We start from the raw sequence: 22,657 nt of genomic DNA, 5'->3' as shown, positions 1-22,657 counted from the left end.
GCGCGGCAATCGGAGAAGGGCGAGCATGTCGCAAGCATTGAGGATTCTGATCGCGCTGGTCGGCGGGTTGGTGCTGGGTATCGCGCTCGCCAATTGGGCGCCAGTTCCGGGCGCAACGATGCTCTACGTTACCAAGCTGATCGGCGGGGCCTGGCTCCATGGCCTGCAGATGGTGATCGTCCCGCTGGTCGTCGCCTTGCTGGTGATCGGCATCGCCGCGTCAGCGGAGGCCGCGCGCGCCGGACGGATCGCCGGGCGCGCGCTGCTCTTCTTCGTCGTCATCCTGTGGATCAACACGATCATGTCGGCGGTGATCACGCCGCTGTTGCTGCGGCTATTCCCGCTCCGCGCGGAATGGGCCGAGGCGCTGAAGGCGTCGCTGTCGAGCGCCAAAACCGCCGGCCAGGTGCCGACCTTGGCCGATTTCTTCGACAAGATCGTGCCGACCAACATCATCGACGCCGCGGCGACCGACGCCTTCCTGCCACTGACCGTATTCGCGATGGTGTTCGCCTTTGCCATCACCCGGCTCGAGCCCGACCGCCGCAAGATGATGGTCGATTTTTTCCAGGCGATCGCCGATGCGATGATCGTCGTGATCGGCTGGGTACTGGTGCTCGCCCCGCTCGGCGTGTTCTGCCTGGCCTTCGGAGTCGGCATGCAGACCGGCGCGGCCGCGTTCGGGGCGCTGGCGCACTATATCCTGACCGTCTCGACCCTGGGTATCCTGGTTCTGCTGTCCGCTTATCCGATCGCCGCGATCGGATCGCGGGTGAGCATCGGCCGCTTCGCGCGCGCGGTGCTGCCAAGCCAGATCGTCGCGATCAGCACGTCGTCCTCGCTCGCCTCGCTGCCGACCATGCTCAGGTCGAGCGAGGAGATCGGTGCGCCGGCGCGCGTGTCGGGCATCGTCCTGCCGATCGCGGTCGCGGTGTTCCGCGCCACCAGCCCGGCGATGAACCTGGCGGTGGCGCTCTATGTCGCACATCTGACCGGGACGCCTATCGGCCCCGGCCAGCTTGCCGCCGGCGTGGTGACGGCCGCGATCACGACGATGGGGTCGGTGTCCTTGCCCGGCACGATCAGCTTCTTCGCTTCGGTCGCGCCGGTATCGGTGGCAATGGGCGTGCCGCTGGAGGCATTGGGGCTGTTGGTCGCGGTCGAGACGATCCCCGACTTGTTCCGCACGCTCGGCAACGTGACGATGGACGTCGCGGTCACTGGGACGATCGCGGCGCGGAGCGGTATCACCACCGACACCGAAAGCGAAACCGACCGCATGATCGAGGAGATTCCGGCATGAAATACCGCACGCTCGGCAGCCATGACGGCGGCTTGAAAGTCTCGGCGATCGGCATCGGCTGCATGCCGATGATCCGCAACGGCAACATCAATTACGGCCGCGCCGACGACGATGAATCGATCCGCACGATCCATGAGGCGATCGAGCTGGGCATCACTTTCTTCGACACCGCGGAGATGTACGGTCCGTTCGCCAATGAGGAACTGGTCGGCCAGGCGATCAGGGGCAAGCGAGACGGCCTGGTGATCGCGACCAAGTTCGCGATGCGCTGGAACGGCAATGAGATGACCGGGCTGGACGGCAGCCCGGCCAATGCCCGCCGCGCGGTGGAGGGATCGCTGAAGCGGCTGGGGATCGACACGATCGACCTGTTCTACCAGCACCGGGTCGACCCCAATGTGCCGATCGAGGAAACGGTCGGCGGCATGGCGGAGCTGATCAAGGAAGGAAAGATCCGCCACATCGCCTTGTCCGAAGCGGGGCCGCAGACGCTGCGCCGCGCCGCCACGGTGCATCCGATCACCGCGCTGCAGAGCGAATATTCGGTGTGGGAACGCGATGTCGAGGACGAGATCCTGCCAACCTGCCGCGAGCTTGGCATCGGCTTCGTGCCGTACAGCCCGCTCGGTCGGGGCTTCCTCGCCGGCACGATCCGCAGCCTCGACGATCTGCCCGCCGACGACTGGCGCCGCAACGACCCGCGCTACCAGGCCGATACGCTGCCGAAGAACCTAAAGATCATCGACGCGATCGCCGAAGTGGCGCAGCGTCACAAGGCGTCGAACGCACAGGTCGCGCTCGCCTGGCTGCTCGCGCAGGGTGACGATGTGGTGCCGATCCCCGGCGTCAAGCGCCGCGAGACGGTGCGCGATTCGGCCGGGTCGGTCGACGTCGCGTTGGCCGCTGACGACCTCGCCGCGATCGACGCCGCCGCCCCCAATGGCGGCACGGCCGGGCCGCGTTACGGCGAGCGCGGGATGCGGATGGTCAAGCTATAGGCTGTATCTTGGCGGCATCTCCCTCTCCCCGTGTGGGAGAGGGAGGGAGCGCCGAAGGCGCGGAAGGGTGAGGGGGACTCACAGCTTTCGCCGATTCCCCCTCATCCTTCCGGCGCTGCGCGCCTCCCTCCTTCTCCCACAGGGGGAGAAGGAATCAGCCCTCTAACCGCCGATCCACCGCCAGATGCCGGCAGGCACCCCAGCGAGCGGCAAATGCGCCCAGGTCGCGGCGAGCCACAAGGCGATTCCACCGATCACTGGCACCACTCCGGCGGGCGTGAACTTGACCCGCCCGCTCAGGATCGCGCCGAGCGGCCAGTAGCTGGTGTGCTGTTCCCATGCCCGCCACGTCTCGGGCTGGAGCTTTTCCTTCTTCCTGTCCTGCAGTGCGGCGCCGACCAAGGCGAGGAGGATGATCGTGGTCGCCAGGACGATATTGGCGGGGGTCGGCATCACCAGGATGTGCGCCACGCCCCACAAAGCGAATCCCCACATCATCGGGTGCCGCGTCACGCTGAACACCCCGCGCGGTTCCGGCGGCGCGGCGGTGCCACGCGGCGGTCCGGGGAGTGCCGGATTGCCGCGCAGCGACCCCAGGAACAGGACGCTCGCCGGCAGCATGATCAGCGTGCCGACGATCCACAAACCGTCGCCCACCGCCCAGAGCGGCGTTTCCGCCGGCACCGCGCGGAACGCCAAGGCAAGCCAGCCGAACGTCGCCAGCGCGACCAGCGAATAGACACCCTGGAACGGCATCTCGCCGATCGCGCCGACGATCGGCGCGCGTAGAGGATGCGACAGCAGGAAATGCGATCCGACGAATGCCGCGCCCGCGGCGACTTCCCAGCACAACGGACTCATGGACACTCTCCCCCGAACCGTTCGAGGGAGAGGCTAGACCATCACTGGACGCCGTGCATCCACTTCTTGAGCGGCCAGGACAGCGCCAGCAGCAACACACCAAGGCCGATCGCGACGAGCGCGATCACCGTGAAGGTGTGGGTATAGGTGTCGAGACTGACCTTGAGGTTGGTGACCTGACCGCCGACCGTATCGACGCTGGCGAATTGCGCGACCACGCCGGCGACATATTGCGCGACGGAGATCGACAGGAACCACACGCCCATCATCAGCCCGACGACGCGCGCGATCGACAATTTGGTGATCATCGACAGGCCGACCGGCGAGATGCAGAGCTCGGCGATCGAGTGGATCACGTACAGCCCGGCGAGCCACCACAGACCGACCTTGAAACTGCTGTCGGCGAAGGTCGATCCCCAGACCAGGAACAGGAACCCGGCCCCCACGCCCATCAGTGCAACCGAGAATTTGATCGGGATCGACGGTTCCCATCCGCGCCGCGCAAGCCATCCCCATAGCGCGCTCATCAAGGGCGCGAGCAGGACGATCGAGATCGGGTTGAAATTCTGCGTTTGCGGCGCCGACATCACCCAGTCGCCGATCACGGTGCGGTCGGTATTGCGGTCGGCGAACAGGGTCAGGCTCGATCCGGCTTGTTCGAACAAGGTCCAGAACACGACGTTGAAGACGATCAGCACCATCGCCGCGACCATCATCTCGCCTTCCTTGCGGCTGCCCTTGAGGAACGACCAGACCAGGATGCCGGGCACCGAGACGATGAAGGTCCCGAACAGCAACTTGCCCATCAACGGCAGCGACGCGAGATAGCCGATGAAGCCCGATCCCGCGGCAGGTTCCTCGGCCTGCATCAGATTGACGAACAGGAAATAGACCACCGGCACGGCGACGATCGCGAGCACGTAGATCAGCATCGCGCGATCGGGCCCGCTTCGCGCCGGCGGATTGCCGTACGCGTCGAGCCGGCCGCCGTGATAGCTGATCATGAAGAACGAGATCACCATGGCCACGCCGGCAAGCCCGAGCCCGAGCGGCCAGCCGAAACTGTCGGCGAACAACGCGCACAGGAACTGGCCGAGGATCGAGCCGACATTGATGCCCATATAGAAGATGGTGAATCCGGCATCGCGGCGGCGGTCGCCTTGCTCGTAGAGTTCGCCGACCATGGTCGAGATATTGGGTTTGAAGAAGCCGTTGCCGACCGAGACCAGCGACAACGCCATCAGCAGGATCATCGTCAGCAGCGGGCTGCGCTCGGCGCCTTCGGAAAAGCTGTCCTTGGCGAGGTGGCGGACTTCCTTGCCGTCGGCGGCGAGCAGCGACATGCTGCCGTCGTCATTGCCGTGCATGGTCAGTTTTTGCCCGTTATCGACCAGATAGCGCGCCTCCTTGGGGTCGCTGGTCGGGGTGTCGCGGAAATTGTCGACCACCACCTCGTAGCGCTTGCCGTCGATCACCTGATAGGGCTTGGCCGGCTGGCCGCCAAAGGCGAGCGTGAAATAGCCGATCGCCATCATCAGCGCGCCGAACCGCACCGCGCGCTTCGAGCCGAGATATTGATCGGCGAGCAAACCGCCGACCAGCGGCGTCAGATAGACCAGAGCGGTATAGCCGCCATACAGGCCGGTCGAGGCACGGTCGCCGAGGATGAAATGCTTGGTGAGATAGAGCGTCAGCAACGCCCGCATGCCGTAATAGCCGAACCGCTCCCACATCTCGGTGCCGAACAGCCAGAACAACGGCTTGGGATGGCCGAACCACGTCCCCTCCGCCGCCGGGTTGGTGTGGGTAATGTCCGGCTCGCGCGGATTGTCCGCGGTCGGGGTGTCCACCATGCATTCGCTCCCTGAATTCGTGCTCCCGCCGTCTAGCAACGCGGCGAGTGGATGCGCCGGAGACTAGCGGCAAAGCGGGGCGAGTAAATATCCCGAGGCTAGCCGCCGGCCGCCGTTGCCGGTGCGCGCACGCACTCCTAGATGGCGGCCATGTTCAACGACCTTTCCACTCCGCTTTCGCTGCTGTCGACCCGCCGATCGGGCAAGCCGCGCGATCTTGTCGCCCCCGGTCCCAACGATGCGCAACTGCGGCAGATCCTGGCGATCGCGGCGCGCACGCCCGACCATGGCAAGCTCTCGCCGTGGCGGTTCGTGATCGTCCCGGCCGACAAGCGCGCTGCGCTGGCGGAGACGATCACCGCCGCCTATCGCGCCGAACGACCGCAGGCGGCGCGGCTGGAGATCGAGGCGCTCGAGCAATTCGCGACCCAGGCGCCGGCGCTGGTGGTGGTGCTGTCCTCGCCCAAGGTCGAAAGCCATATTCCGTTATGGGAACAGCAGCTGTCGGCCGGCGCGGCGTGCATGAACCTGCTTCATGCCGCGCATGCTCTGGGCTTTGCCGGCGGCTGGCTGACCGGCTGGGCGGCCTATTCTGACGCGGTCCGCGATGCGTTCGGCGCGGAACCCGAACGGATCGCCGGGTATATCTTCCTGGGAACGCCGGCAAAGCAACTAGAAGAAAGGCCGCGCCCCGATCTGCAAAAGATTATTTCAACGTGGCAAGGGTAATTGACTGGACTCTTTTGCCCATTGCTGTATTAGTGCACCATGGCACTTAGCAATGACGATAGCCCGGTCTACATCCGGCTGAGGGGCACGATCTCGGCGGCGATCCTGCGAGGCGAATATCGGGCGGGCGACCAATTGCCGTCGGTCCGCGCGCTCGCGGCCGAACATGGCGCCAACCCGTTGACGGTGGCCAAGGCCTATCAGAGTTTCCAGGACGACGGCTATGTCGAGGTGCGGCGCGGCGTCGGCATGTTCGTTCTGCCCGGCGCGGCGGAAAAGCTGCGCATCGCCGAGCGCGATCGTTTCGTGACTCAGCAATGGCCGCGCATCGCCGAGTATATCGACCTGTTGGGCCTCGACGCAGCCGACCTGCTGGAGCGCGAACGCGCCTGAATTTTCGGCCGGGCTTCCGGTCCTGACGATTATCTAATGCAGCTCGCTCGGGGTGCCACCCGTTGGGTTGCCTCCCGTCCCGACGCCTTCACGACGATCCACTTTGACGTGGCGAAAGCTGCCGGTAATTAGCTGGCCATGGCGGGGCGGGAAACGAGAAGCGGATTAACCGCAGCGCTCAACCCCGGCACGATCCTGGTCAGTCGCGCGGTGATCGGCATTCTGGCGGCGGTGTTCCTCGCCGGGCTCGTGCGATTGACCGCACACGCGTCTGTCACGCTCAGCTTTCCCTACGCCTTCGACTATGGCGAAGGCGTCGTCTGGCAACAGATGCGCAACATCGTCCAGGGCGAGGGGTACCGGCCGATCGGGATCTATCCCGCGATCGCCTATGAATACCCGCCCATCTTCCATCTTTGCGCGGCAAGTGTCGCGCGGCTCACCGGGATCGATGAGCTGTACGCCGGACGGCTCGTATCACTGGCATCGGCGATCGTCTGCGCGCTGCTCATCGCCCGGCTGACGGCCCACGCCCTTGCCGGCGAAAACCGAAGAGTGATGTTCGGCGCCGCGACGATCGCGGGATGGGCTTTCCTCACCCTGCCGCTGGTCGGCGAATGGTCGCTATTGATGCGGATCGACCTGTTGGCCTGCGCCTTGTCGCTCGCAGGCATGCTGCTGGCGATCCGAGCGCCCCGGTCGATCTTCGCCTGTCTCGCCGCCGGCCTCGTGTTCGCACTGGCGTTGTACACCCGCCAGACGAGCCTGCCGGCGCCCGCGGGCGCGTTCCTAGTCCTGCTCGCGGTGCGCCCTGCCCGGGCGTGGCTGATGGCGGCCGCTGCGGTCGGCAGCGGGCTGGCTGTACTCGCCGCGCTAGAGACCGCGACCCAAGGCGGCTTTCTGCTCAATATCGTCTCGTACAACATCAACCGCATCATCTGGGATCACGCGCTCGCGTTCGGCATCGTGCTGCTGGCCAATGTCGCGGTGATCGGGATAGCGTTATTCGGCCTATTCGACAGCTTTCGCCTCTCGCGCGTGCGGCGGTGGCGCGATCTGAAGACGTGGCTTGCCACCGATCCGAAAAATGTCGCGATTTCGGTCGTCGCCGCGACGCTCGCCTGCAAGACGTTGATGCTGCCGGCGGTCCTGAAATCGGGCGCGAGCGACAATTACCTGATCGATTGGTTTTCCGAGCTCGCCATATTTTTCGGCATTGCGATGGTACCGGTGCTGCGCGCGGCGTTACGCTTGCCGGCGAAACCGAATGCCATCCTGTTGGGCTTGGCCGGCATCGTCCTGCCGCTGCAAACGGCGGGGGCCGGGCTTTTGCCGGATCGGGCTGCCGTCGACGTCCAACAGCGAGCACTCGACGCGATCGTCGATCGCATCCGCCAGGCCAAGCGGCCCGTGATTTCCGACGATGCGACGCTCTTGATCAGGGCGGGGCAGGCGATGCGCTGGGAGCCGTCGATCGTCGCGGAGCTCGGCAGCGCCGGACGCTATGACGAAGAAAAGTTCGTCAAACTGATCGAGGAGCGCAGATTCGCGTTTTTCGTGACCGATGGCGACCGCGGTGCCGTGGTGTTCGACCAACGCTTCAATCCGAAGGTCACCGAGGCGATCCACATCGCCTATCCTCGTCGCGAACGCATCGGCGGACGGGTTTTGCACCTGCCGCGTTACGAGGACAATTGAGCGCGAGCCCTGGGCTGTAGAAGTCGCGGCTCGTTGGATGCGGTGTAGCTCAGGCTGGCTTTGGCTGCGCCACCATGGGCACCGCAGGACGCTTGCCGGCCTGCCAGCCGCGCCAACTTGTCAGCGCCCCGATGCCGAAACCCGTCAGCCAGACAACGGCACTCGGTGTCTGCCCAATGACCGTCAAAAGCGTTTTCAGGACAGACAGGTCGTTCAACAACGCCATGCCGATCATCTGCGCGATGATGAAGCCCGCCGCGACCAGGAAGGGCGTCGCCTTTTCCGGGTATCTCAGCCAGAGCACCGCGACGACGATGAGCTCCAACACCATCGACCACAGAATGGCCGTGAGAATGCGTCCGAAATCGGCAGGGCCTCGAATGATGAACGGTTCGACAAAGCGGTTCAGCAGGCGTCCGAATGGCGACTCGAAAAGTATCAGAGGTGTCGTCAGCATATAGCCTGAATGGATCCACACCTTACGGCGCCATTTGAGCGCGTTATAAAAAACCGCGACATAGGCAACGGCGGCGATCGCCATCCCCATCAGGAACGAACCGCCGAACATCATGCGAACCGGGTCGTCATTGGCTACATAGCCTTTGCCCGTACGGTCGATGATCGCGAAGAGCCCGGCGATCAGGAACGGGAAAAGGAAAAGGCTGGCCTTGCCTATGCTGCGGTGCAATTCCAGCCGCGATTTGCTGTGCGCAGTCCAGCTTTGCCCGGCGACCATCACCACCCAGAGGCTTGCAATGACGCCGTGAGCATGAAATTGCCACGGAGACGTTGCCAACACGCTGAAATAACTTGGCCAAAATCCAGCAGCGATCACCGCCACGACAAACAGCACATAATAATGAGCTTTTGGATAAGGCATCGGACCATCCCCTCCGATTATGCTTGCCTGTTGCATAACACGGAGCGACGCACAATTACACGCTGGGTACTCAATTCACGTATCGGGGTCTTGTCGGCGTTCGACGTTGCGGCGCGCGTTGTTTCGGCACCGCGATCATTCTCTCGCAACTACAGGAACACTCGAAGATCACTGAGGCACGCGGAGGAGAAGATCTCCGTTGATACGAACGCCGATTACCGAGGCGAACATGTCTGCGCAGCGAGCGCCTGGACCAGACTCGTCATGCGCGAAGTCGACGGCCTCATCAGTCTAGAACAATCCCAACCGCGCGACTTCCTCTTCGGTCAGGTCGATCCCGAACAGCAGGCTCAAGCGCATGCGATAGACGCGCGGGTCGTCGATCGTGCCGGCCGTGTCTTCCCCCGCGGAATGGCGACGATATTCGCGGTCGGTCAGCGCGGCGAAACCATGCGGGAGAACGATGCTGACCACGTTCAGGTCGACGAAACGCGTCCCCGGTGCGGTCGCGGTCCAATGGTTGGACATTTCGAAGTCGATCGGCGGCACCACATCGAGCGTGAAACTATATTGTTCGACCCAGCCGTCGCTCTCCGTTCGCCCGTCGGTGGTCGCGGGATTGCCGTCGCGCGACAATACCCAGCCACGATGATCGTGCAGCAGCCGGTACCGCGCGCCATCGGGCGCGGTCGCCTCGGCGCCATCGATCAGCGGCATCACGGGCGAATAGCTGCCGCCGAAGCCCGCATCGGCGATCCACTCCTGACCGTCGATCGTCACCAGTAGCAGCATGTGGGTGCGGGCCGGCGTGGCCACGGCACCGAACCAGACGCGCGCGAGCAACGGACGGACGACGAAGCCGAGTGCCGTCAGCGCGTCGCAGAACAACCGGTTCTGTTCGAAACAATAGCCGCCGCGCCGGCGTGTCACGAGCTTGGCGAACACCGAGTCGCTGTCGATCGCGATTCCGCGGCCGAGCCGGATGTCGAGATTCTCGAACGGAATGGCGAGGCGATGCGCACGCTGCACCGTCGCCAGCCCATCGAGATCGCAGGCTGGACGGTCGCCGAGGCGGATGCGCTCGAAATAGGCGTCGAGGTCGAAACTCATGCGGCGAACAGCTCCGCCGGAAGTTGGTACAATGAAGATGCCGGCGCGGTCGCCGCGGCGTGAAGGCCGAGCGCCTCGGGTACGATCTGCGCGACATAGAAGCCGCACACCGCGCGCTTCATGCGCAGAAAATCGTCATCGCCATCGGCCGCCGCACGCCCCTGACGCTCCATCAGCCAGCCGCAGACCGCGACCGACAGCATCGTCAGGAACGGATAGCTCGCCGCGAGACGATCGTCGGCACCGGCCGTCGCCAGCCGCCGCCCGATTTCGTCACAAGCGTCGATCAGCATGCGCAGCGCCGAATCCTCGGCCTCGGCGCGCATATCGGCGATCAACGTCGCGAACGCCGCGCCGTTCGACAGGCTGAGCTTGCGCCCGACCAGATCGGCGGCCTGGATACCATTGGTGCCTTCGTAGATCGGGGTGATGCGGGCATCGCGGAAGAACTGCGCGGCACCGGTCTCCTCGATATAGCCCATGCCGCCATGGATTTGGACGCCGAGCGAGGCGACCTCGTTACCGAGATCGGTGCCATGCGCCTTGGCGAGCGGGGTCAGGATTTCGAGCCGGTCCCTGGCCGCTTCGTCACCCAGCCCCGCGCGGTCGACCATCCCGGCCGCGAGATAGACCAGCGCGCGCGCCGCCTGGGTCTGCGCCTTCATCCGCATCAGCATGCGGCGCACATCGGGATGCTCGACGATCGCGACCGGGGTCTTGTCGGGCGATCCGGCGCGCGCCGACTGGATACGCTCGCGGGCATAATCGACCGCTTTCTGCGTCGCAGCCTCCGCCACCTGCACGCCCTGCAGCCCGACATTGAGGCGCGCATTGTTCATCATCGTGAACATCGCGCGCATGCCGGCATTCTCCGCGCCGATCAGCTCGCCGATGCAATCGCCATTGTCGCCGAACGACAGTACGCAGGTCGGCGAGGCGTGCAGCCCCATCTTGTGCTCGATCGAAACGACACGGACGTCGTTGAAGTCGCCGGGCTTGCCGTCGGCATCGAGGCGATATTTGGGCACCAGGAACAGCGAGATCCCCCGCGTCCCCTCAGGGGCGCCCGGCGTGCGGGCGAGGACGAGATGGACGATATTGTCGGCCATGTCGTGATCGCCGAACGAGATGAAGATCTTGGTGCCCGAAATCTTCCACTTGCCGTCGCCCGCCGGCTCGGCGCGGCTGCGCAGCGCGCCGACATCGGACCCTGCCTGGGGCTCGGTCAGGTTCATCGTGCCGGTCCAGGCGCCGGTCGCGAGATGCGGCAGATACGCCGCCTGCTGTTCGGGCGTGCCGTGGTGGAGCAGCGCCTCGATCGCACCGACGGTCAGGGTCGGCGCCAACGCGAAGCCCATGTTCGCGGCGCCGAGGGTCTCCAGCACCGCGCTCGCCAGCACGAACGGCAGGCCCTGGCCGCCGAAATCGCCCGGCGCGCCGATCGTGCCCCAGCCCCCTTCGACATAGGCGCGATAGGCCTCGGGATAGCCGGCCGGCATCCTGACCCCCTCGGGAGTCCATTTGGGCCCCTCGGTATCGCCCGCCCGCGCCAGCGGCGCCCATTCGCCCGCGGCGAACGCGCCGGCGCCTTCGAGCACCGCATCGACCAGGTCGGGCGTGGCGTCGGCGAAGCGCTCGGTGGCGGCAAGATCGGCCAGCTGGGCGACATGATCGAGCACGAAACGCTGCTCACGAACGGCGGGATTGAAGGGCATGCGGCTTCCTCTCCTGATCCGACGCGCTATAGCCCCCCGCCATGGCCGCGCAACTCACCCGCACTTTACCTTACGGAGCCGATTCTGTCGCCGAAGCGGCGGCACTGATCCGGCAAGGCGCCTGCGTCGCGGTGCCGACCGAAACCGTCTATGGCCTGGCCGCCGACGCGACCAACGCCGCGGCAGTCACCGCGGTTTACGAGGCCAAGGGGCGGCCGAGCTTCAATCCGTTGATCGTCCATGTTGCCGATATCGCCGAGGCTAAGAAGCTGGCGGCGTTCGACCGGCGCGCCGATGCGCTGGCCGAGGCGTTCTGGCCGGGGCCGCTGACTCTGGTCCTGCCGCTCAAGCCGTCAGCGCAGATCGCCTCGCTGGTGACCGCGGGGCTGGAAACGATCGCAATCCGCGTACCGCGCCACCGCGCGATGCGCGCGTTGCTCGAAGCCAGCGGGCGGCCGCTCGCCGCGCCCTCGGCCAATGCCTCTGGATCGATCAGCCCGACGCGCGCCGAGCATGTCGCGGCCAGTCTCGACGGGCGTATTCCGCTGATCCTCGACGACGGGCCGACCAGCCAGGGAATCGAATCGACCATCGTGCGCGAAGTGTTCGGCATGACGCGCATCCTGCGCCACGGGCCGGTGACGATCGACGAGGTGCGCGCGGCGATTACCCGCCCGGGCGTCAAGCTCGATCGCTTCGATACCGGCGAGGACGACAGCCAGCCCGAGCAGATCGAATCGCCCGGCCAGTTGCTCGCACATTACGCGCCGCGCAAACCCTTGCGGATCGATGCGCCGCGCGCGGCCGAGGACGAATGGATGATCGGGTTCGCCGCGACCGGGGGCGACGACAATCTCTCGCCAAGCGGCGACCTGGCCGAAGCGGCGGCCAATCTGTTCGACGCGTTGCACCGTGGCGACGCTTCATCGCAGCCGAAAATCGCGATCGCGCCGGTGCCCAATGAGGGGATCGGCGTCGCGATCAACGACCGGCTGCGTCGTGCATCGCATCGGGAATGACTGCAAAACAAGAGTTTAAATCTTTACACAGCCGAAACGAGGTTTAGTCTCCGTATTCATCGGGCCGTCCCGGCACTCGTTCCGTACAGGCGGCACGAACAAGGAGAGGGGCGTATGACGAACATCCAACGCGGATTGGCCGAGCTGATCGGCACGTTCTGGCTCGTTTTCGGTGGCTGCGGCGCCGCGGTTCTGGCCTGTAATTTCCCCGCCAGCGGCATCGGCTTCGCCGGCGTCGCTTTGGCTTTCGGCCTGACCGTACTGACGATGGCCTATACGATCGGACATATATCGGGTTGCCACCTCAACCCGGCCGTGACGCTCGGTCTGTGGGCCGGCGGACGTTTCCCCGGCAAGGATATCCCGCTCTACGTCATCGCGCAGGTGCTGGGCGCGGTGATCGCCGCCTATCTGCTCTATTTCATCGCCTCAGGGACGGCGGGCTTCCAGCTCGGCGGTTTCGCCGCCAACGGCTTCGGCGAGCATTCGCCCGGCAAATATTCCCTGGTTGCCGGCGTGACGATGGAGATCGTCATGACCTTCATGTTCCTGGTCGTGATCATGGGCGCGACCGATACGCGCGCGCCGGCAGGGTTCGCGCCGATCGCGATCGGGCTCGCGCTGACCCTGATCCACCTCGTCTCGATCCCGGTGACCAACACCTCGGTCAATCCGGCGCGGTCGACCGGCCAGGCTCTGGTCGTCGGCGGGTGGGCGATCGAGCAACTCTGGGTCTTCTGGGTCGCGCCTTTGATCGGCGGGATTCTGGGCGGTGTGGTCTACAAGGCGCTCGGCGCCGACGCGACGGTCAGGCCGCCGGTGGAAGGCGCGGCGCTGTAAGCCCATTCTCCCCTCCCGCTTGCGGGAGGGGCAGGGGGAGGGTCTGTCACACGGCCCGTCGGGGGGGGACACGCCCTCCCCTAACCCCTCCCGCAAGCGGGAGGGGGATTTTTGCTGTCAAGCCGTCGCGGCTTCCGCCTTCGACCGCGCGGCGAAGCTCTTGCGCAGCTTCTTCAGCTTGGGAGGGATTACCGCCAGGCAGTACGGATTACGCTGACCTTCGCCGTCCCAATATTCCTGGTGATAATCCTCCGCCGGATACCATTCGCCCAGCGGCTCGATCGTCGTCACGATCGGGTCGGGCCAATTGGCCGCGTTGCGCGCGATCGCCGCCTTGGCCTCTGCCTCCTGCGCCGCGTCGTGCGGGAAGATCGCCGAGCGATATTGCGTACCGACGTCGTTGCCCTGGCGATTGAGCGTGGTCGGATCGTGCGTCGCGAAGAAGATGTCGAGCAGGTCGGCATAGGAAATCTGCGCCGGATCGAATCCGACCCGGATCGCCTCGGCATGGCCGGTGTCGCCGCCGCAAACCTGTCTGTAGGTCGGGTTGGCGACCGTGCCGCCGATATAGCCGCTTTCGACGCTCTCGACCCCGATCACGTCGTTATACACCGCCTCGGTGCACCAGAAGCAGCCGCCGGCAAGCGTCGCATATTTGAGGGACATTCGAGTCACTCCCTTTTCAAGTTGCCCTAAACATAGGTACGGCGCGCCCAGCGGCAAAGGGCCGGCGAGAAGGATGCGCGAATGAGCAAGGGCAAGGTGCTGGTCACGGGCGGCGCGGGCTATATCGGCAGCCACGCGGTGCTGGCGCTGCTCGATGCCGGATGGGACGTGGTGGTGGTCGACAACCTCGTTACCGGGTTCGACTGGGCGGTCGATCCGCGCGCCGCCCTGGTCGTCGCCAATATCGAGGATGATGACAAGGTCCGCGCCGCGATGCGCGAGCACGATGTGCTGGCGGTGATGCATTTCGCCGGATCGGTAGTGGTGCCCGAATCGGTCGAGAACCCGCTCAAATATTACCGCAACAACACCGTCGCCAGCCGCGCGCTGATCGAAAGCGCGGTGGTGTCGGGCGTCAAGCATTTCATCTTCAGCTCGACCGCGGCGACCTATGGCACGCCCGAGCGCGTGCCGGTGGCGGAGGACGATCCCAAGCTGCCGATTAATCCCTATGGCATGTCCAAGCTGATGACCGAGGCGATGTTGAAGGACGTCGCCGCCGCGCATCCGATCAACTATTGCGCGCTGCGCTATTTCAACGTCGCCGGCGCCGACCCCCAGGGCCGGTCGGGTCAGTCGACCGCGGGCGCCACGCACCTGATCAAGGTCGCGGTCGAGGCGGCGACCGGCAAGCGCGACCATGTCGGCGTGTTCGGCACCGATTTCGCCACTGCCGATGGCACCGGCGTGCGCGACTATATCCATGTCAGCGACCTCGCCGCCGCGCACGTCCATGCACTCGACCGGCTGATCGCCGAACCGGGCGAGAGCCTGACGATGAACGCCGGTTACGGCCATGGCTATTCGGTGCTGCAGGTGCTCGACGCAGTCGACCGCGTGACCAATCACGAGGTCAAGCGCGTGCTGCAGGGACGCCGTGCTGGCGATCCGGCGGAATTGGTGTCGGACAATCGCCGTATCCTGGCGACCCTGCCGTGGCGGCCGCAGTACGACGATCTCGACCGCATCGTCCGCGACGCGCTGGCGTGGGAGCGCAAGTTGGCGGAACGGGGGTGAGTCACCCAAAATCCTCTCCCCTTGCGGGAGAGGATAGTGAAGCTTGCGAGCTTGCTCGCTAGCGGAGCTGGGAGAGGGGAAGCGGAGCGAAGCTCCGCGCGGTCGCGTTGCGACCGCACCCCTCTCCCAACTCCGACTAGGGTCCTTATGGACCCAATCTCTGTATCCCTCTCCCGCAGGGGAGAGGAAGGCAACACGTCGCTGCGAGAAATGCTGGTGGGTCCGCCGGGATTCGAACCCGGGACCTCTCGATTAAAAGTCGCTTGCTCTACCGACTGAGCTACGGACCCCAGCGTCGCGGCGCTTAGGGGTAGGGGCGCGCCGGGTCAACCATTGCGCGGCTTGGCATCGGGCGCCGCCGCCGCTAGCCATGCCGAATTGCAGCGATAAGGGGCATCATGGCCAGCGATCCCGATCCGATGCGCCCGTCGGTGCGCCCGGTTCCTTATTATCCCGAACCCATGGTCTCCGACGGGTCGGGCGCGGCGACCGCGTCGCTGGTGCTCGGCATATTGGGCCTGGTCTGTTCGATCATTCCGATTATCGGGCTGATCTCCTGGCTGCTCGCGCCCGCCGCGCTCATCACCGGTGGAATCGGACTGAAGAGCACCACCGGCAAGGGGCTTGCGATCGGCGGGCTGGTGACCGGCGGGCTCGCGTTGATCGTCTGTCTGTTGTGGCTGGTTCTGTTCGGCGCGGCGATCGCGTCGGTGGGAAGCGCGCGCAGCCTCTAGAATAGGCGCGCAGCCAATTGACGGACCGTCAATCGAGTAACCGGATCGCGCCAGTCCGGGACGATCGCGACGAGCGGCCGGAGCACGAAGTCGCGGCGGCGGAATTCGGGATGCGGCACGGTCAGCCCGTCGCTCGCCCAGGCGCCGCCCGACCACAGGATGATGTCGAGATCAATCACGCGGTCGGTCCAGCGCTGGCCGCATCGCCGTCCGAACGCCGCCTCAATCGCCTTCAACCGCGCGAGCATTTCGGGCGGGGTGTCGTCGCTCTCGACCAAAGCCGCGGCATTGACGAAGCGCCGCCGCGCCGGGCCGAGCGGTGCAGTAGTGATCAGGGGCGACGTCATGACGACAGCGCCGCCGCTTGCCGCCAGCGCCGCCAGCGCAGCGCGCACCTCGTCGGCGGGCATGCCGTGGCGGCCGCGGCGGTTGGATCCCAAGGCGATGACATAGCTGGACGGCATGACGTCGCGGGGCCTACCGCAAGCGCATGGACTTTGCACCCGGCCCGATCCCCGACACCGAACCGCCGCACGATTGCCCGCGCTGCCCGCGCCTGGTGGCGTTCCGCGAGCAACTGCGCGCCGAGCAACCCGATTGGTGGAATGCCCCGGTGCCGGCGTTCGGCGATCCCCAGGGCTGGCTGTGCATCGTCGGCCTCGCCCCCGGCAAGTACGGCGCGAACCGCACCGGGCGGCCGTTCACCGGCGATTATGCGGGCGACCTGTTGTTCGCGACGCTCGCCAAATTCGGGTTCACGCGCGGCACCTATCAATCGCGCCCCGATGACGGGCTGGCGCTCGACGGCGTGATCATCTGCAACTCGGTCAAATGCCTGCCGCCCGAGAACAAGCCGACACCCCAGGAAATCCACACCTGCCGCCCGTTCCTGGCGGGACAGGCCCAGGCGCTGCCCAATGCCCGCATATTCGTCGCGCTGGGGCAGATCGCGCACCAATCGGCGGTCAAGGTGCTCGGCGGCAAGCTTCCCAAATGCCGTTTCGCCCATCTCGCCGAACATCGCATGCCCGATGGCCGGATGCTGATCGATAGCTATCATTGCTCGCGCTACAACACGAACACCGGCCGGCTGACCGCCGAGATGTTCGAGGCGGTGTTCGCGCGGGCGATCGCATTGCGCGGCGCCTGACCATCCGATCAGGGCTTGTTGGGCAGCACCACCGTCCCGGTTTCGATCAGTGATTTCAGATTGGAGAGGATTTTCGGCCAGCCGCCGGACACAGCGGCGATGAACTGCGAATCGGCGCGCTCGATGCTGTGCGTGACGCTGAGCTTCACGCCGTCTCCGACCGGTTCCAATTCCATCATGCAGACCGAATAGCCCTCGGCATTGAACTCGGGCTTCCACTCGTTGCGCCAGCGGATGCCGAGGCGCTTCGCCGGTTCGAACGCAACGATCTCGCCCTGATCGGCGATGCGACCGTCGGGGAACAGCAGTTTCCAGCTGCCGCCGAGCCGCCAGTCCGCCTCGGGCCGATTGCCGAGCCAATATTGCGCGACGAAATCGGGGTCGATCAGCGCTTCCCACAACCGGTCCGGGCTGGTCTTGACGTAGGTCACGTAGACGAAGCTGCTCTGCGCATGGTCAGTCATTTTCTTCTCCTTCGAGATTTCGCTTGAGCGCGGACAGCGCGCTCAGACGCGGCTGATCGAACTTGCCGATCCAGCGTTCGGCGATTTCGTTGATCGGCACGCGGTTGATGAAATGGTGCTTTTCCCGGCCCTGCCGGACCGCAACGACGAGATTGGCGGCCTCCAGGGTGGCGAGATGCTTGGCCACGGCCTGGCGCGTCATGGCGAGGCCTGCGCACAAGTCGCCGAGCGACTGGCCGTCGGCCAGATGCAAGCGATCGAGAAGCCGCCGTCTGCTGGGATCGGCCAAGGCCCGGAAGATATCGTCGTCTGTCGGCATGACAGGCAACCTAATAGTTGCCTTTCCCGAGATATGCAACCCTATGGTTGCATATCTAGCGGGGCTTGGTTGAACTTCGCCCGTACTCGTCGGTTGTTTCGGGCATGACCCACGAACCGCCCGTTCCGCCCGACAATCAGTCGCCCTATCCGATCGCCGAGCCGCCGCACGAGCATCACACCGCGCCGCCGCCCGCTCCCGAATCCGAGCCAGAGGAGCCGTCCGGTCCGCCGCGGATGCTGCTGGTCGGCGGCGCCATCGCGGCGGCGGGGGTCGCAGCGGTCGGCGGGCTGGCCGCGTTCCTGCTCCGACGCGGCAAGTCGCGGCCCAGGACAGCGCCGAAGGCTAAGCGGAAGCGCTGAAGGGCCACCCAGCCCTTCGCGCGCGTCACGCCACCAGCGAGATCGCCGCGTCGCGGAGCACGTAGCGCGCGTGATAGAAATCGCGCAGCCGGACGATGCGGCCGTCGGCCCAGTCAATCACGATCAGTCCAGTCGGCGGTCCTGCCGGATCGGCGGGATCGTGGACGATCGCCGCGGGGCGACCTTCGATCATGCCGACCGACAGGCGCCATGACGTCATTTCGGTATAACGCGTGAAATAGGTCTCGAATGCCGCACGGCCCCGCGTCATGCGCGCCACCAGGTCGAACCGCACGTCATCGGCGAGCATCGCCCGGATCGCATCGAAATCGCGCGCATTGAAACGATCGACATAGGTCTGCAGGCGGATCACGTCGCCGGGATCGGCGGGCGGCGGGGGAGCCGGCGCGTCGGCCAGGATCCGCAGGCGGGCGCGACCGCGATGCAGCGCCGCCTTGGTCGCGGCCAGGGTGGTGTCGAGAATCCCCGCCGCTTCCTCGTTCGAATAGCCTAATACGTCCTTCAGGATGACGGTCCCGCGCTGCAGCGGCGGCAGGTGCATGAAGACCGCCAGCGCGGCGCCCGCGGCAACCCGGCGCGCGGCCTCGTCTCCCTCCGAAACTATATCCTCCTCCTGGATCTCCTGTTCGCCGGCGCGGCGCGCGCGTGCGCGCAAATGATCGATCGCGGCATTGTGCGCGATGCGGAACGCCCAGCCGGTGCCATCACCCTCGGGCGGTGTACGATCCAGCGCCGCCATTGCCCGCGCGATCGCGTCCTGCACCACATCCTCGCCGTCGAGCACCGATCCCACCATCCGCGCGGCATAGCGATGCAGCGCGGGCCGCAGTTCGACCAGCATTGCCTCGACCCGGGCCCGATCCTTCTCGTCCGTCATGTCTCTCGCCATCCGCCAGTCTTCTATCGGGATAGACGATGGCGGCCCCGAAAACGATTCGGCCGCGCGAATCCTTTTTCGCCGAGCCGCCGTCCTTGACGATAGCGGGCGGCGCTGGGCTGCCCCGTTCGACGGAGACTGACATGAAGCTCTATGCGCTGACCAAATCGCTCAATTCCCGCAAGGTATTGGCGCTGATCCACCATCTCGACTTGCCGGTCGAGATTGACGCCATGACCGTCGAACAGGTCCAGTCCGACGCTTATGCCGCGATCAATCCCAATCGCCTTGCGCCGACCCTGGTCGACGGCGATTTCGTGCTGTGGGAATCGAACGCGATCGGGCTCTATCTCGCCGAGGGCAGTGCAATGATCCCAGCCGAAGGCCGCCAGCGGCTCGACATGCTGCGTTGGCTGCTGTGGGAAGGCGTGCATTACAACAAGGCGCTCGGCACGATCTTCTTCGAATCGGTCGTGAGGCCGCAATTGGGCTGGGGTGAGACCAACCAGCCATTGGTCGACGATGCGCTGGTGCAGGCGGCGCGCCTGCTGCCGGTGCTCGACGCTCATCTCGCGACTCGCGAATTCGTGCTGGGCGACCGGCTGAGCTTCGCCGATTTCGCGATCGCCTCGGCCGAGCCGTATCGCGACGCGATGCCGATCGACTTCGACGCCTATCCGAACGTGCAGCGCTTCTACGATACGATCGCGCTGCTGCCGGCATGGCAAAAGGCACTGGGCACGCCGCGCATGGCGGTCGCGGCGTGAATGCCGTCGGGCGCCGTAACCACGCGGCGCCCGGCCCTACTTATTTGTGGTCGAATCGCTTTTGCGGAAAACCAGTACCCACTTATCCGCGCGATGCTCTCGGCGCGATCAGATGTCCTGGACCAGCCGGCCGTACAGCTCCGGCCGGCGGTCGCGGAAGAAACCGAAGGCGGCGCGGTGGCGCTTGACGCGATCGAGGTCGAGCGTCGCGGTGATCACCCCTTCCTCCTCGCGGTCGAGTTCGGCCAAGATGTCGCCGCGCTCGTCGGTGATGAAGCTGGTGCCGTAGAAGGTCTGGCCGTGCTCGGTGCCGATGCGGTTGGCGGCGACCACCGGCACGACGTTCGACACCGCATGCCCGACCATCGCCCGGCGCCAGAGCCGCGCGGTATCGAGGCCCTCGTCATGCGGCTCGCTGCCGATCGCGGTCGGGTAGAACAGGATCTCCGCGCCCATCAGCATCATCGCGCGCGCGGTTTCGGGATACCATTGGTCCCAGCACACCCCGACGCCGAGCTTGGCCGACGGTCCGTCCCACACTTTGAACCCGGTATTGCCGGGGCGGAAATAGAATTTCTCCTCATAGCCCGGGCCATCGGGAATGTGGCTCTTGCGATAGACGCCGGCGACCTTGCCGTCGGGATTGACCATCGCCAGGCTGTTGTAATGATGCGGACCGTCGGCTTCGAAGAAGCTGGTCGGGATCCACACTTTCAACTCGGCGGCGAGCGCCTGCATCGCCTGGACCGCGCGATGCTCGGCGGTCGGGCGCGCATTGGCGAACAGCCCTTCATCCTCGACGCGGCAGAAATATTCGCCTTCGAACAATTCGGGCGGCAGGATCACTTGCGCGCCCTTGCCCGCCGCCTCGCGGACCATGCGCGAGACGTTGGCGATATTCGCCTCGATATCATCGGAGAAGGCGAGCTGGAGCGCGGCGACGCTTATCTGGGTCATGACCTCTGCCATAGCGGGGAAGGGTGGAAAGTGGCAGTCCCCGTCGCAGGTTCAAGAGGAGCGGCGGATGGAACGCATTTTCGAGACGATCGCGGGCAAGGTCGCGAACTGGAGCGGACGCCCGCCCGCCTTCATGCTGGCGCTGGCAGTCATCATCGTCTGGGGCGTGACCGGACCGATCTTTCATTATTCGGATACGTGGCAGCTGATCATCAACACCGGCACCACCATCGTCACCTTCCTGATGGTATTCCTGATCCAGAATGCGCAGAATCGCGACGGATCAGCGATCCAGGCCAAGCTCGACGAGTTGATCCGCGCGCTCAAAGGTCCACGCAACGAGTTCGTCGGGATCGAGCATTTGTCGCAACAGCAACTCGAACAGATCAAGGCGAAGCTCGAACAGCTATGCGGAGGTGATGGCGACCACGGGAGCGACCATGCCTCGTTCGCGCGACTGATCTCGCGCTTGTGAGGCGCGGGCTATCGCCTTGCGATCGGCTTCAACGCTAAACCGTCAGCCCCGCGAGCAGCTTCGGCAGCGCGCCCGATTCGCCGCGCGCTTCGGCGATGAAGCGCTCCTTGAGTGTAGGCACGTGCTGCACCGCCGATAGTCCGAATCGCCGGACCGCGCTGGCGGTCTTGCCGGGAATTCCGAACAATCGGGTCAGCCCGTCGGTCGCTGCCGCGACCATGAAGGTATCGAGGCTGCGCCAGCGTTCGTAGCGCGTCAGCAGCGCGCGGTCGCCCGGGTCGAGCCCGATCCGCTTGCCGTCGACCAGAACCTCGACCAAGGCGGCGACGTCGCGGAAGCCGACATTGACACCCTGTCCGGCAATCGGATGGATGCCGTGCGCGGCGTCGCCGACCAGCGCCAGCCGCTCTCCGGTGATCGTCGCGGCATGATGGAAACCCAGCGGATAGGCAAAACGCGGGCCGAGCCAGGTGATCTCGCCAAGGAAACCGCCCATCTTGCGCTCGAGCTCGGCCATATAGCCGCGATCGCCGAGCTTCTGCATGCCCGGTCCCTGGGCACCGCGCACCGACCAGACGATCGCCGAGCGATGCCCGCGTTCGTCGTCGTTGAGCGGCAGGATCGCGAACGGGCCTTCCGGATAGAAGATCTCATAAGCGACATTGTCGTGGCTATGCTCGTGCCCGATCGAGGTGACCAAAGCGACATGGTCGTAGGTCCAGCGCGCGACGTTGAGCCCGGCCGCCTCGCGCGTCGGCGAATTGCGTCCTTCCGCCCCGATCAGCAGCGACGCGCGCACCTGGCTGCCGTCGCTCAGGGTCGCGCGGACGCCCGTTTCGTCGCGGTCGACCGCCACAGCGCGCGTCTGCATCCGGAGATCTACGCCCGGTGCCGCTCCGGCGGCGTCGAGCAAGGCGATCCTGAGATCGCGATTCTCGAACATCGTGCCGAGCGCGGACTCGCCGTCCCGCGGCACGAAATCGAGCGCCCCGGGTTCGAGCCCGTCGGACACGCGGATTCCTTCGATCGGGCATCCTTTGCCGGTCAGCCGGTCGGCCACCCCGATCGCGCGCAGCATGTTCATCGGCGCGCTGGCGATCGCCGAGGCGCGACCGTCGAACCCGGCCGCGGTGATCACCGTCGGATCGGCGGGATCGACCACGATGCTGGTGATGCCGTGCGCATCGGCCGCGACTGCCAGCGCGCTGCCGACCAGCCCGCTGCCGAGGATGAGAAGATCCGCCTGAGACATGCCGAACGCCCTACGACTTGAGGTTGAGACCGGCAATGGGGCGAGGAACGCAAATCCTCCCCGTCCACGGGGAGGGGGACCGCGCGGCGCCAGCCGCGCGGTGGAGGGGCCCCCCTCACGTTCGTCGCTTGAGGCCT

General features: G+C 65.6%; 25 protein-coding genes and 1 tRNA gene. 13 read left to right on the top strand and 13 right to left on the bottom strand.

The genetic code is table 11. The features are described 5' to 3' along the window. Window positions 1–25 precede the first annotated feature (25 nt). The gene (locus SPR01S_RS14230; RefSeq protein ID WP_066590508.1) at window positions 26–1,303 is read left to right on the top strand and encodes a dicarboxylate/amino acid:cation symporter; all 1,278 of its coding nucleotides are present in this window, start codon (window positions 26–28) and stop codon (window positions 1,301–1,303) included. Next, window positions 1,300–2,301, top strand: coding sequence for an aldo/keto reductase (locus SPR01S_RS14225; protein ID WP_066590507.1), 1,002 nt, complete (start codon window positions 1,300–1,302; stop codon window positions 2,299–2,301). The genes SPR01S_RS14230 and SPR01S_RS14225 overlap by 4 nt, the downstream gene beginning before the upstream one ends. Window positions 2,302–2,463: 162 nt before the next feature. On the opposite strand, the gene SPR01S_RS14220 is transcribed toward SPR01S_RS14225, so the two are convergent. Beyond that, complete coding sequence (locus SPR01S_RS14220) at window positions 2,464–3,162, bottom strand: NnrU family protein (RefSeq protein WP_066590506.1); 699 nt, start codon at window positions 3,160–3,162, stop codon at window positions 2,464–2,466. 41 nt (window positions 3,163–3,203) lie between these two features. Then, window positions 3,204–5,015 carry a peptide MFS transporter gene (locus SPR01S_RS14215; RefSeq protein ID WP_066590505.1) on the bottom strand — a complete coding sequence of 604 codons (1,812 nt, stop codon included), beginning with the start codon at window positions 5,013–5,015 and terminating at the stop codon, window positions 3,204–3,206. A gap of 150 nt (window positions 5,016–5,165) precedes the next feature. Between SPR01S_RS14215 and SPR01S_RS14210 the strand changes: the two genes are divergently transcribed. The 3 genes from SPR01S_RS14210 (at window position 5,166) to SPR01S_RS14200 (ending at window position 7,835) form a co-directional block, all read left to right on the top strand. After that, window positions 5,166–5,744: a nitroreductase family protein gene (locus tag SPR01S_RS14210; RefSeq protein WP_066590521.1), complete on the top strand. Its 579-nt coding sequence runs from the start codon at window positions 5,166–5,168 to the stop codon at window positions 5,742–5,744. A gap of 39 nt (window positions 5,745–5,783) precedes the next feature. Next, window positions 5,784–6,137: a GntR family transcriptional regulator gene (locus SPR01S_RS14205; RefSeq protein ID WP_066590504.1), complete on the top strand. Its 354-nt coding sequence runs from the start codon at window positions 5,784–5,786 to the stop codon at window positions 6,135–6,137. A 138-nt stretch (window positions 6,138–6,275) separates the two neighbouring features. Beyond that, a complete protein-coding gene (locus SPR01S_RS14200; RefSeq protein ID WP_066590503.1) occupies window positions 6,276–7,835 on the top strand; it encodes an ArnT family glycosyltransferase in 1,560 nt (519 codons plus the stop codon). Between the two features lie 49 nt (window positions 7,836–7,884). Here SPR01S_RS14200 and SPR01S_RS14195 read toward each other — a convergent pair whose 3' ends face one another. The 3 genes from SPR01S_RS14195 to SPR01S_RS14185 all read right to left on the bottom strand — a co-directional run bounded on the left by SPR01S_RS14195 (window position 7,885) and on the right by SPR01S_RS14185 (window position 11,540). After that, window positions 7,885–8,715 (bottom strand): hypothetical protein, encoded by an 831-nt coding sequence (locus SPR01S_RS14195; protein WP_066590502.1) that lies wholly within the window; start codon window positions 8,713–8,715, stop codon window positions 7,885–7,887. Between the two features lie 291 nt (window positions 8,716–9,006). After that, window positions 9,007–9,825 carry an arylamine N-acetyltransferase family protein gene (locus tag SPR01S_RS14190; RefSeq protein ID WP_066590501.1) on the bottom strand — a complete coding sequence of 273 codons (819 nt, stop codon included), beginning with the start codon at window positions 9,823–9,825 and terminating at the stop codon, window positions 9,007–9,009. Then, window positions 9,822–11,540: an acyl-CoA dehydrogenase gene (locus tag SPR01S_RS14185; protein ID WP_066590500.1), complete on the bottom strand. Its 1,719-nt coding sequence runs from the start codon at window positions 11,538–11,540 to the stop codon at window positions 9,822–9,824. Before SPR01S_RS14185 ends, SPR01S_RS14190 begins: the two co-directional genes overlap by 4 nt. Before the next feature lie 41 nt (window positions 11,541–11,581). Between SPR01S_RS14185 and SPR01S_RS14180 the strand changes: the two genes are divergently transcribed. Both SPR01S_RS14180 and aqpZ read left to right on the top strand, forming a co-directional pair. Then, window positions 11,582–12,559, top strand: a complete 978-nt coding sequence (locus tag SPR01S_RS14180) for an L-threonylcarbamoyladenylate synthase (protein ID WP_066590499.1) — start codon at window positions 11,582–11,584, stop codon at window positions 12,557–12,559. 114 nt (window positions 12,560–12,673) lie between these two features. Further along, the gene (gene aqpZ, locus SPR01S_RS14175; protein WP_066590498.1) at window positions 12,674–13,399 is read left to right on the top strand and encodes an aquaporin Z; all 726 of its coding nucleotides are present in this window, start codon (window positions 12,674–12,676) and stop codon (window positions 13,397–13,399) included. A gap of 117 nt (window positions 13,400–13,516) precedes the next feature. Here the strand turns inward: aqpZ and msrA are convergent, their stop codons facing one another. Continuing rightward, entirely contained in the window at window positions 13,517–14,065 is a 549-nt protein-coding gene (gene msrA, locus SPR01S_RS14170) for a peptide-methionine (S)-S-oxide reductase MsrA (protein WP_066590497.1), read from the bottom strand. Window positions 14,066–14,146: 81 nt separating this feature from the next. On the opposite strand from msrA, the gene galE reads away from it, so the two are divergent. Next, the gene (gene galE, locus SPR01S_RS14165) at window positions 14,147–15,142 is read left to right on the top strand and encodes a UDP-glucose 4-epimerase GalE (protein ID WP_066590496.1); all 996 of its coding nucleotides are present in this window, start codon (window positions 14,147–14,149) and stop codon (window positions 15,140–15,142) included. A 214-nt stretch (window positions 15,143–15,356) separates the two neighbouring features. Here the strand turns inward: galE and SPR01S_RS14160 are convergent. Beyond that, window positions 15,357–15,432: transfer RNA gene (locus SPR01S_RS14160), tRNA-Lys, on the bottom strand. 108 nt (window positions 15,433–15,540) lie between these two features. On the opposite strand from SPR01S_RS14160, the gene SPR01S_RS14155 reads away from it, so the two are divergent. Next, window positions 15,541–15,876: a DUF4190 domain-containing protein gene (locus tag SPR01S_RS14155; RefSeq protein WP_066590495.1), complete on the top strand. Its 336-nt coding sequence runs from the start codon at window positions 15,541–15,543 to the stop codon at window positions 15,874–15,876. Here the strand turns inward: SPR01S_RS14155 and folK are convergent. Next, window positions 15,873–16,340 carry a 2-amino-4-hydroxy-6-hydroxymethyldihydropteridine diphosphokinase gene (gene folK / locus SPR01S_RS14150; protein WP_066590494.1) on the bottom strand — a complete coding sequence of 156 codons (468 nt, stop codon included), beginning with the start codon at window positions 16,338–16,340 and terminating at the stop codon, window positions 15,873–15,875. The genes SPR01S_RS14155 and folK overlap by 4 nt on opposite strands. A gap of 26 nt (window positions 16,341–16,366) precedes the next feature. On the opposite strand from folK, the gene SPR01S_RS14145 reads away from it, so the two are divergent. Then, complete coding sequence (locus SPR01S_RS14145; protein WP_066590493.1) at window positions 16,367–17,026, top strand: uracil-DNA glycosylase; 660 nt, start codon at window positions 16,367–16,369, stop codon at window positions 17,024–17,026. 8 nt (window positions 17,027–17,034) lie between these two features. On the opposite strand, the gene SPR01S_RS14140 is transcribed toward SPR01S_RS14145, so the two are convergent. Together SPR01S_RS14140 and SPR01S_RS14135 are read right to left on the bottom strand one after the other, a co-directional pair. Beyond that, a complete protein-coding gene (locus tag SPR01S_RS14140) occupies window positions 17,035–17,490 on the bottom strand; it encodes an SRPBCC family protein (protein ID WP_066590492.1) in 456 nt (151 codons plus the stop codon). Further along, entirely contained in the window at window positions 17,483–17,809 is a 327-nt protein-coding gene (locus SPR01S_RS14135) for an ArsR/SmtB family transcription factor (protein WP_066590491.1), read from the bottom strand. Before SPR01S_RS14135 ends, SPR01S_RS14140 begins: the two co-directional genes overlap by 8 nt. 104 nt (window positions 17,810–17,913) lie before the next feature. Here SPR01S_RS14135 and SPR01S_RS14130 point away from each other — a divergent pair, with 104 nt between their 5' ends. Further along, window positions 17,914–18,171 carry a hypothetical protein gene (locus tag SPR01S_RS14130; RefSeq protein ID WP_066590490.1) on the top strand — a complete coding sequence of 86 codons (258 nt, stop codon included), beginning with the start codon at window positions 17,914–17,916 and terminating at the stop codon, window positions 18,169–18,171. Between the two features lie 25 nt (window positions 18,172–18,196). On the opposite strand, the gene SPR01S_RS14125 is transcribed toward SPR01S_RS14130, so the two are convergent. Next, window positions 18,197–19,069, bottom strand: a complete 873-nt coding sequence (locus SPR01S_RS14125) for a sigma-70 family RNA polymerase sigma factor (RefSeq protein ID WP_066590489.1) — start codon at window positions 19,067–19,069, stop codon at window positions 18,197–18,199. 143 nt (window positions 19,070–19,212) lie between these two features. Here SPR01S_RS14125 and SPR01S_RS14120 point away from each other — a divergent pair, with 143 nt between their 5' ends. Further along, entirely contained in the window at window positions 19,213–19,836 is a 624-nt protein-coding gene (locus SPR01S_RS14120; protein WP_066590488.1) for a glutathione S-transferase family protein, read from the top strand. Between the two features lie 108 nt (window positions 19,837–19,944). On the opposite strand, the gene aguB is transcribed toward SPR01S_RS14120, so the two are convergent. Next, entirely contained in the window at window positions 19,945–20,793 is an 849-nt protein-coding gene (gene aguB / locus SPR01S_RS14115; protein WP_066590520.1) for an N-carbamoylputrescine amidase, read from the bottom strand. Window positions 20,794–20,860: 67 nt separating this feature from the next. Between aguB and SPR01S_RS14110 the strand changes: the two genes are divergently transcribed. Beyond that, complete coding sequence (locus SPR01S_RS14110) at window positions 20,861–21,268, top strand: low affinity iron permease family protein (protein ID WP_066590487.1); 408 nt, start codon at window positions 20,861–20,863, stop codon at window positions 21,266–21,268. Between the two features lie 34 nt (window positions 21,269–21,302). Here SPR01S_RS14110 and SPR01S_RS14105 read toward each other — a convergent pair whose 3' ends face one another. Further along, window positions 21,303–22,520 (bottom strand): UbiH/UbiF/VisC/COQ6 family ubiquinone biosynthesis hydroxylase, encoded by a 1,218-nt coding sequence (locus SPR01S_RS14105; RefSeq protein WP_066590486.1) that lies wholly within the window; start codon window positions 22,518–22,520, stop codon window positions 21,303–21,305. Window positions 22,521–22,657: the final 137 nt, after the last annotated feature.

The organism is Sphingomonas pruni NBRC 15498, assembly GCF_001598455.1.
In the GTDB taxonomy this organism is placed as follows: Bacteria; Pseudomonadota; Alphaproteobacteria; order Sphingomonadales; family Sphingomonadaceae; genus Sphingomonas; species Sphingomonas pruni.
The sequence above is the reverse complement of the archived record's forward strand: the minus strand, read 5'-3'. Positions and strand labels throughout refer to the sequence as shown.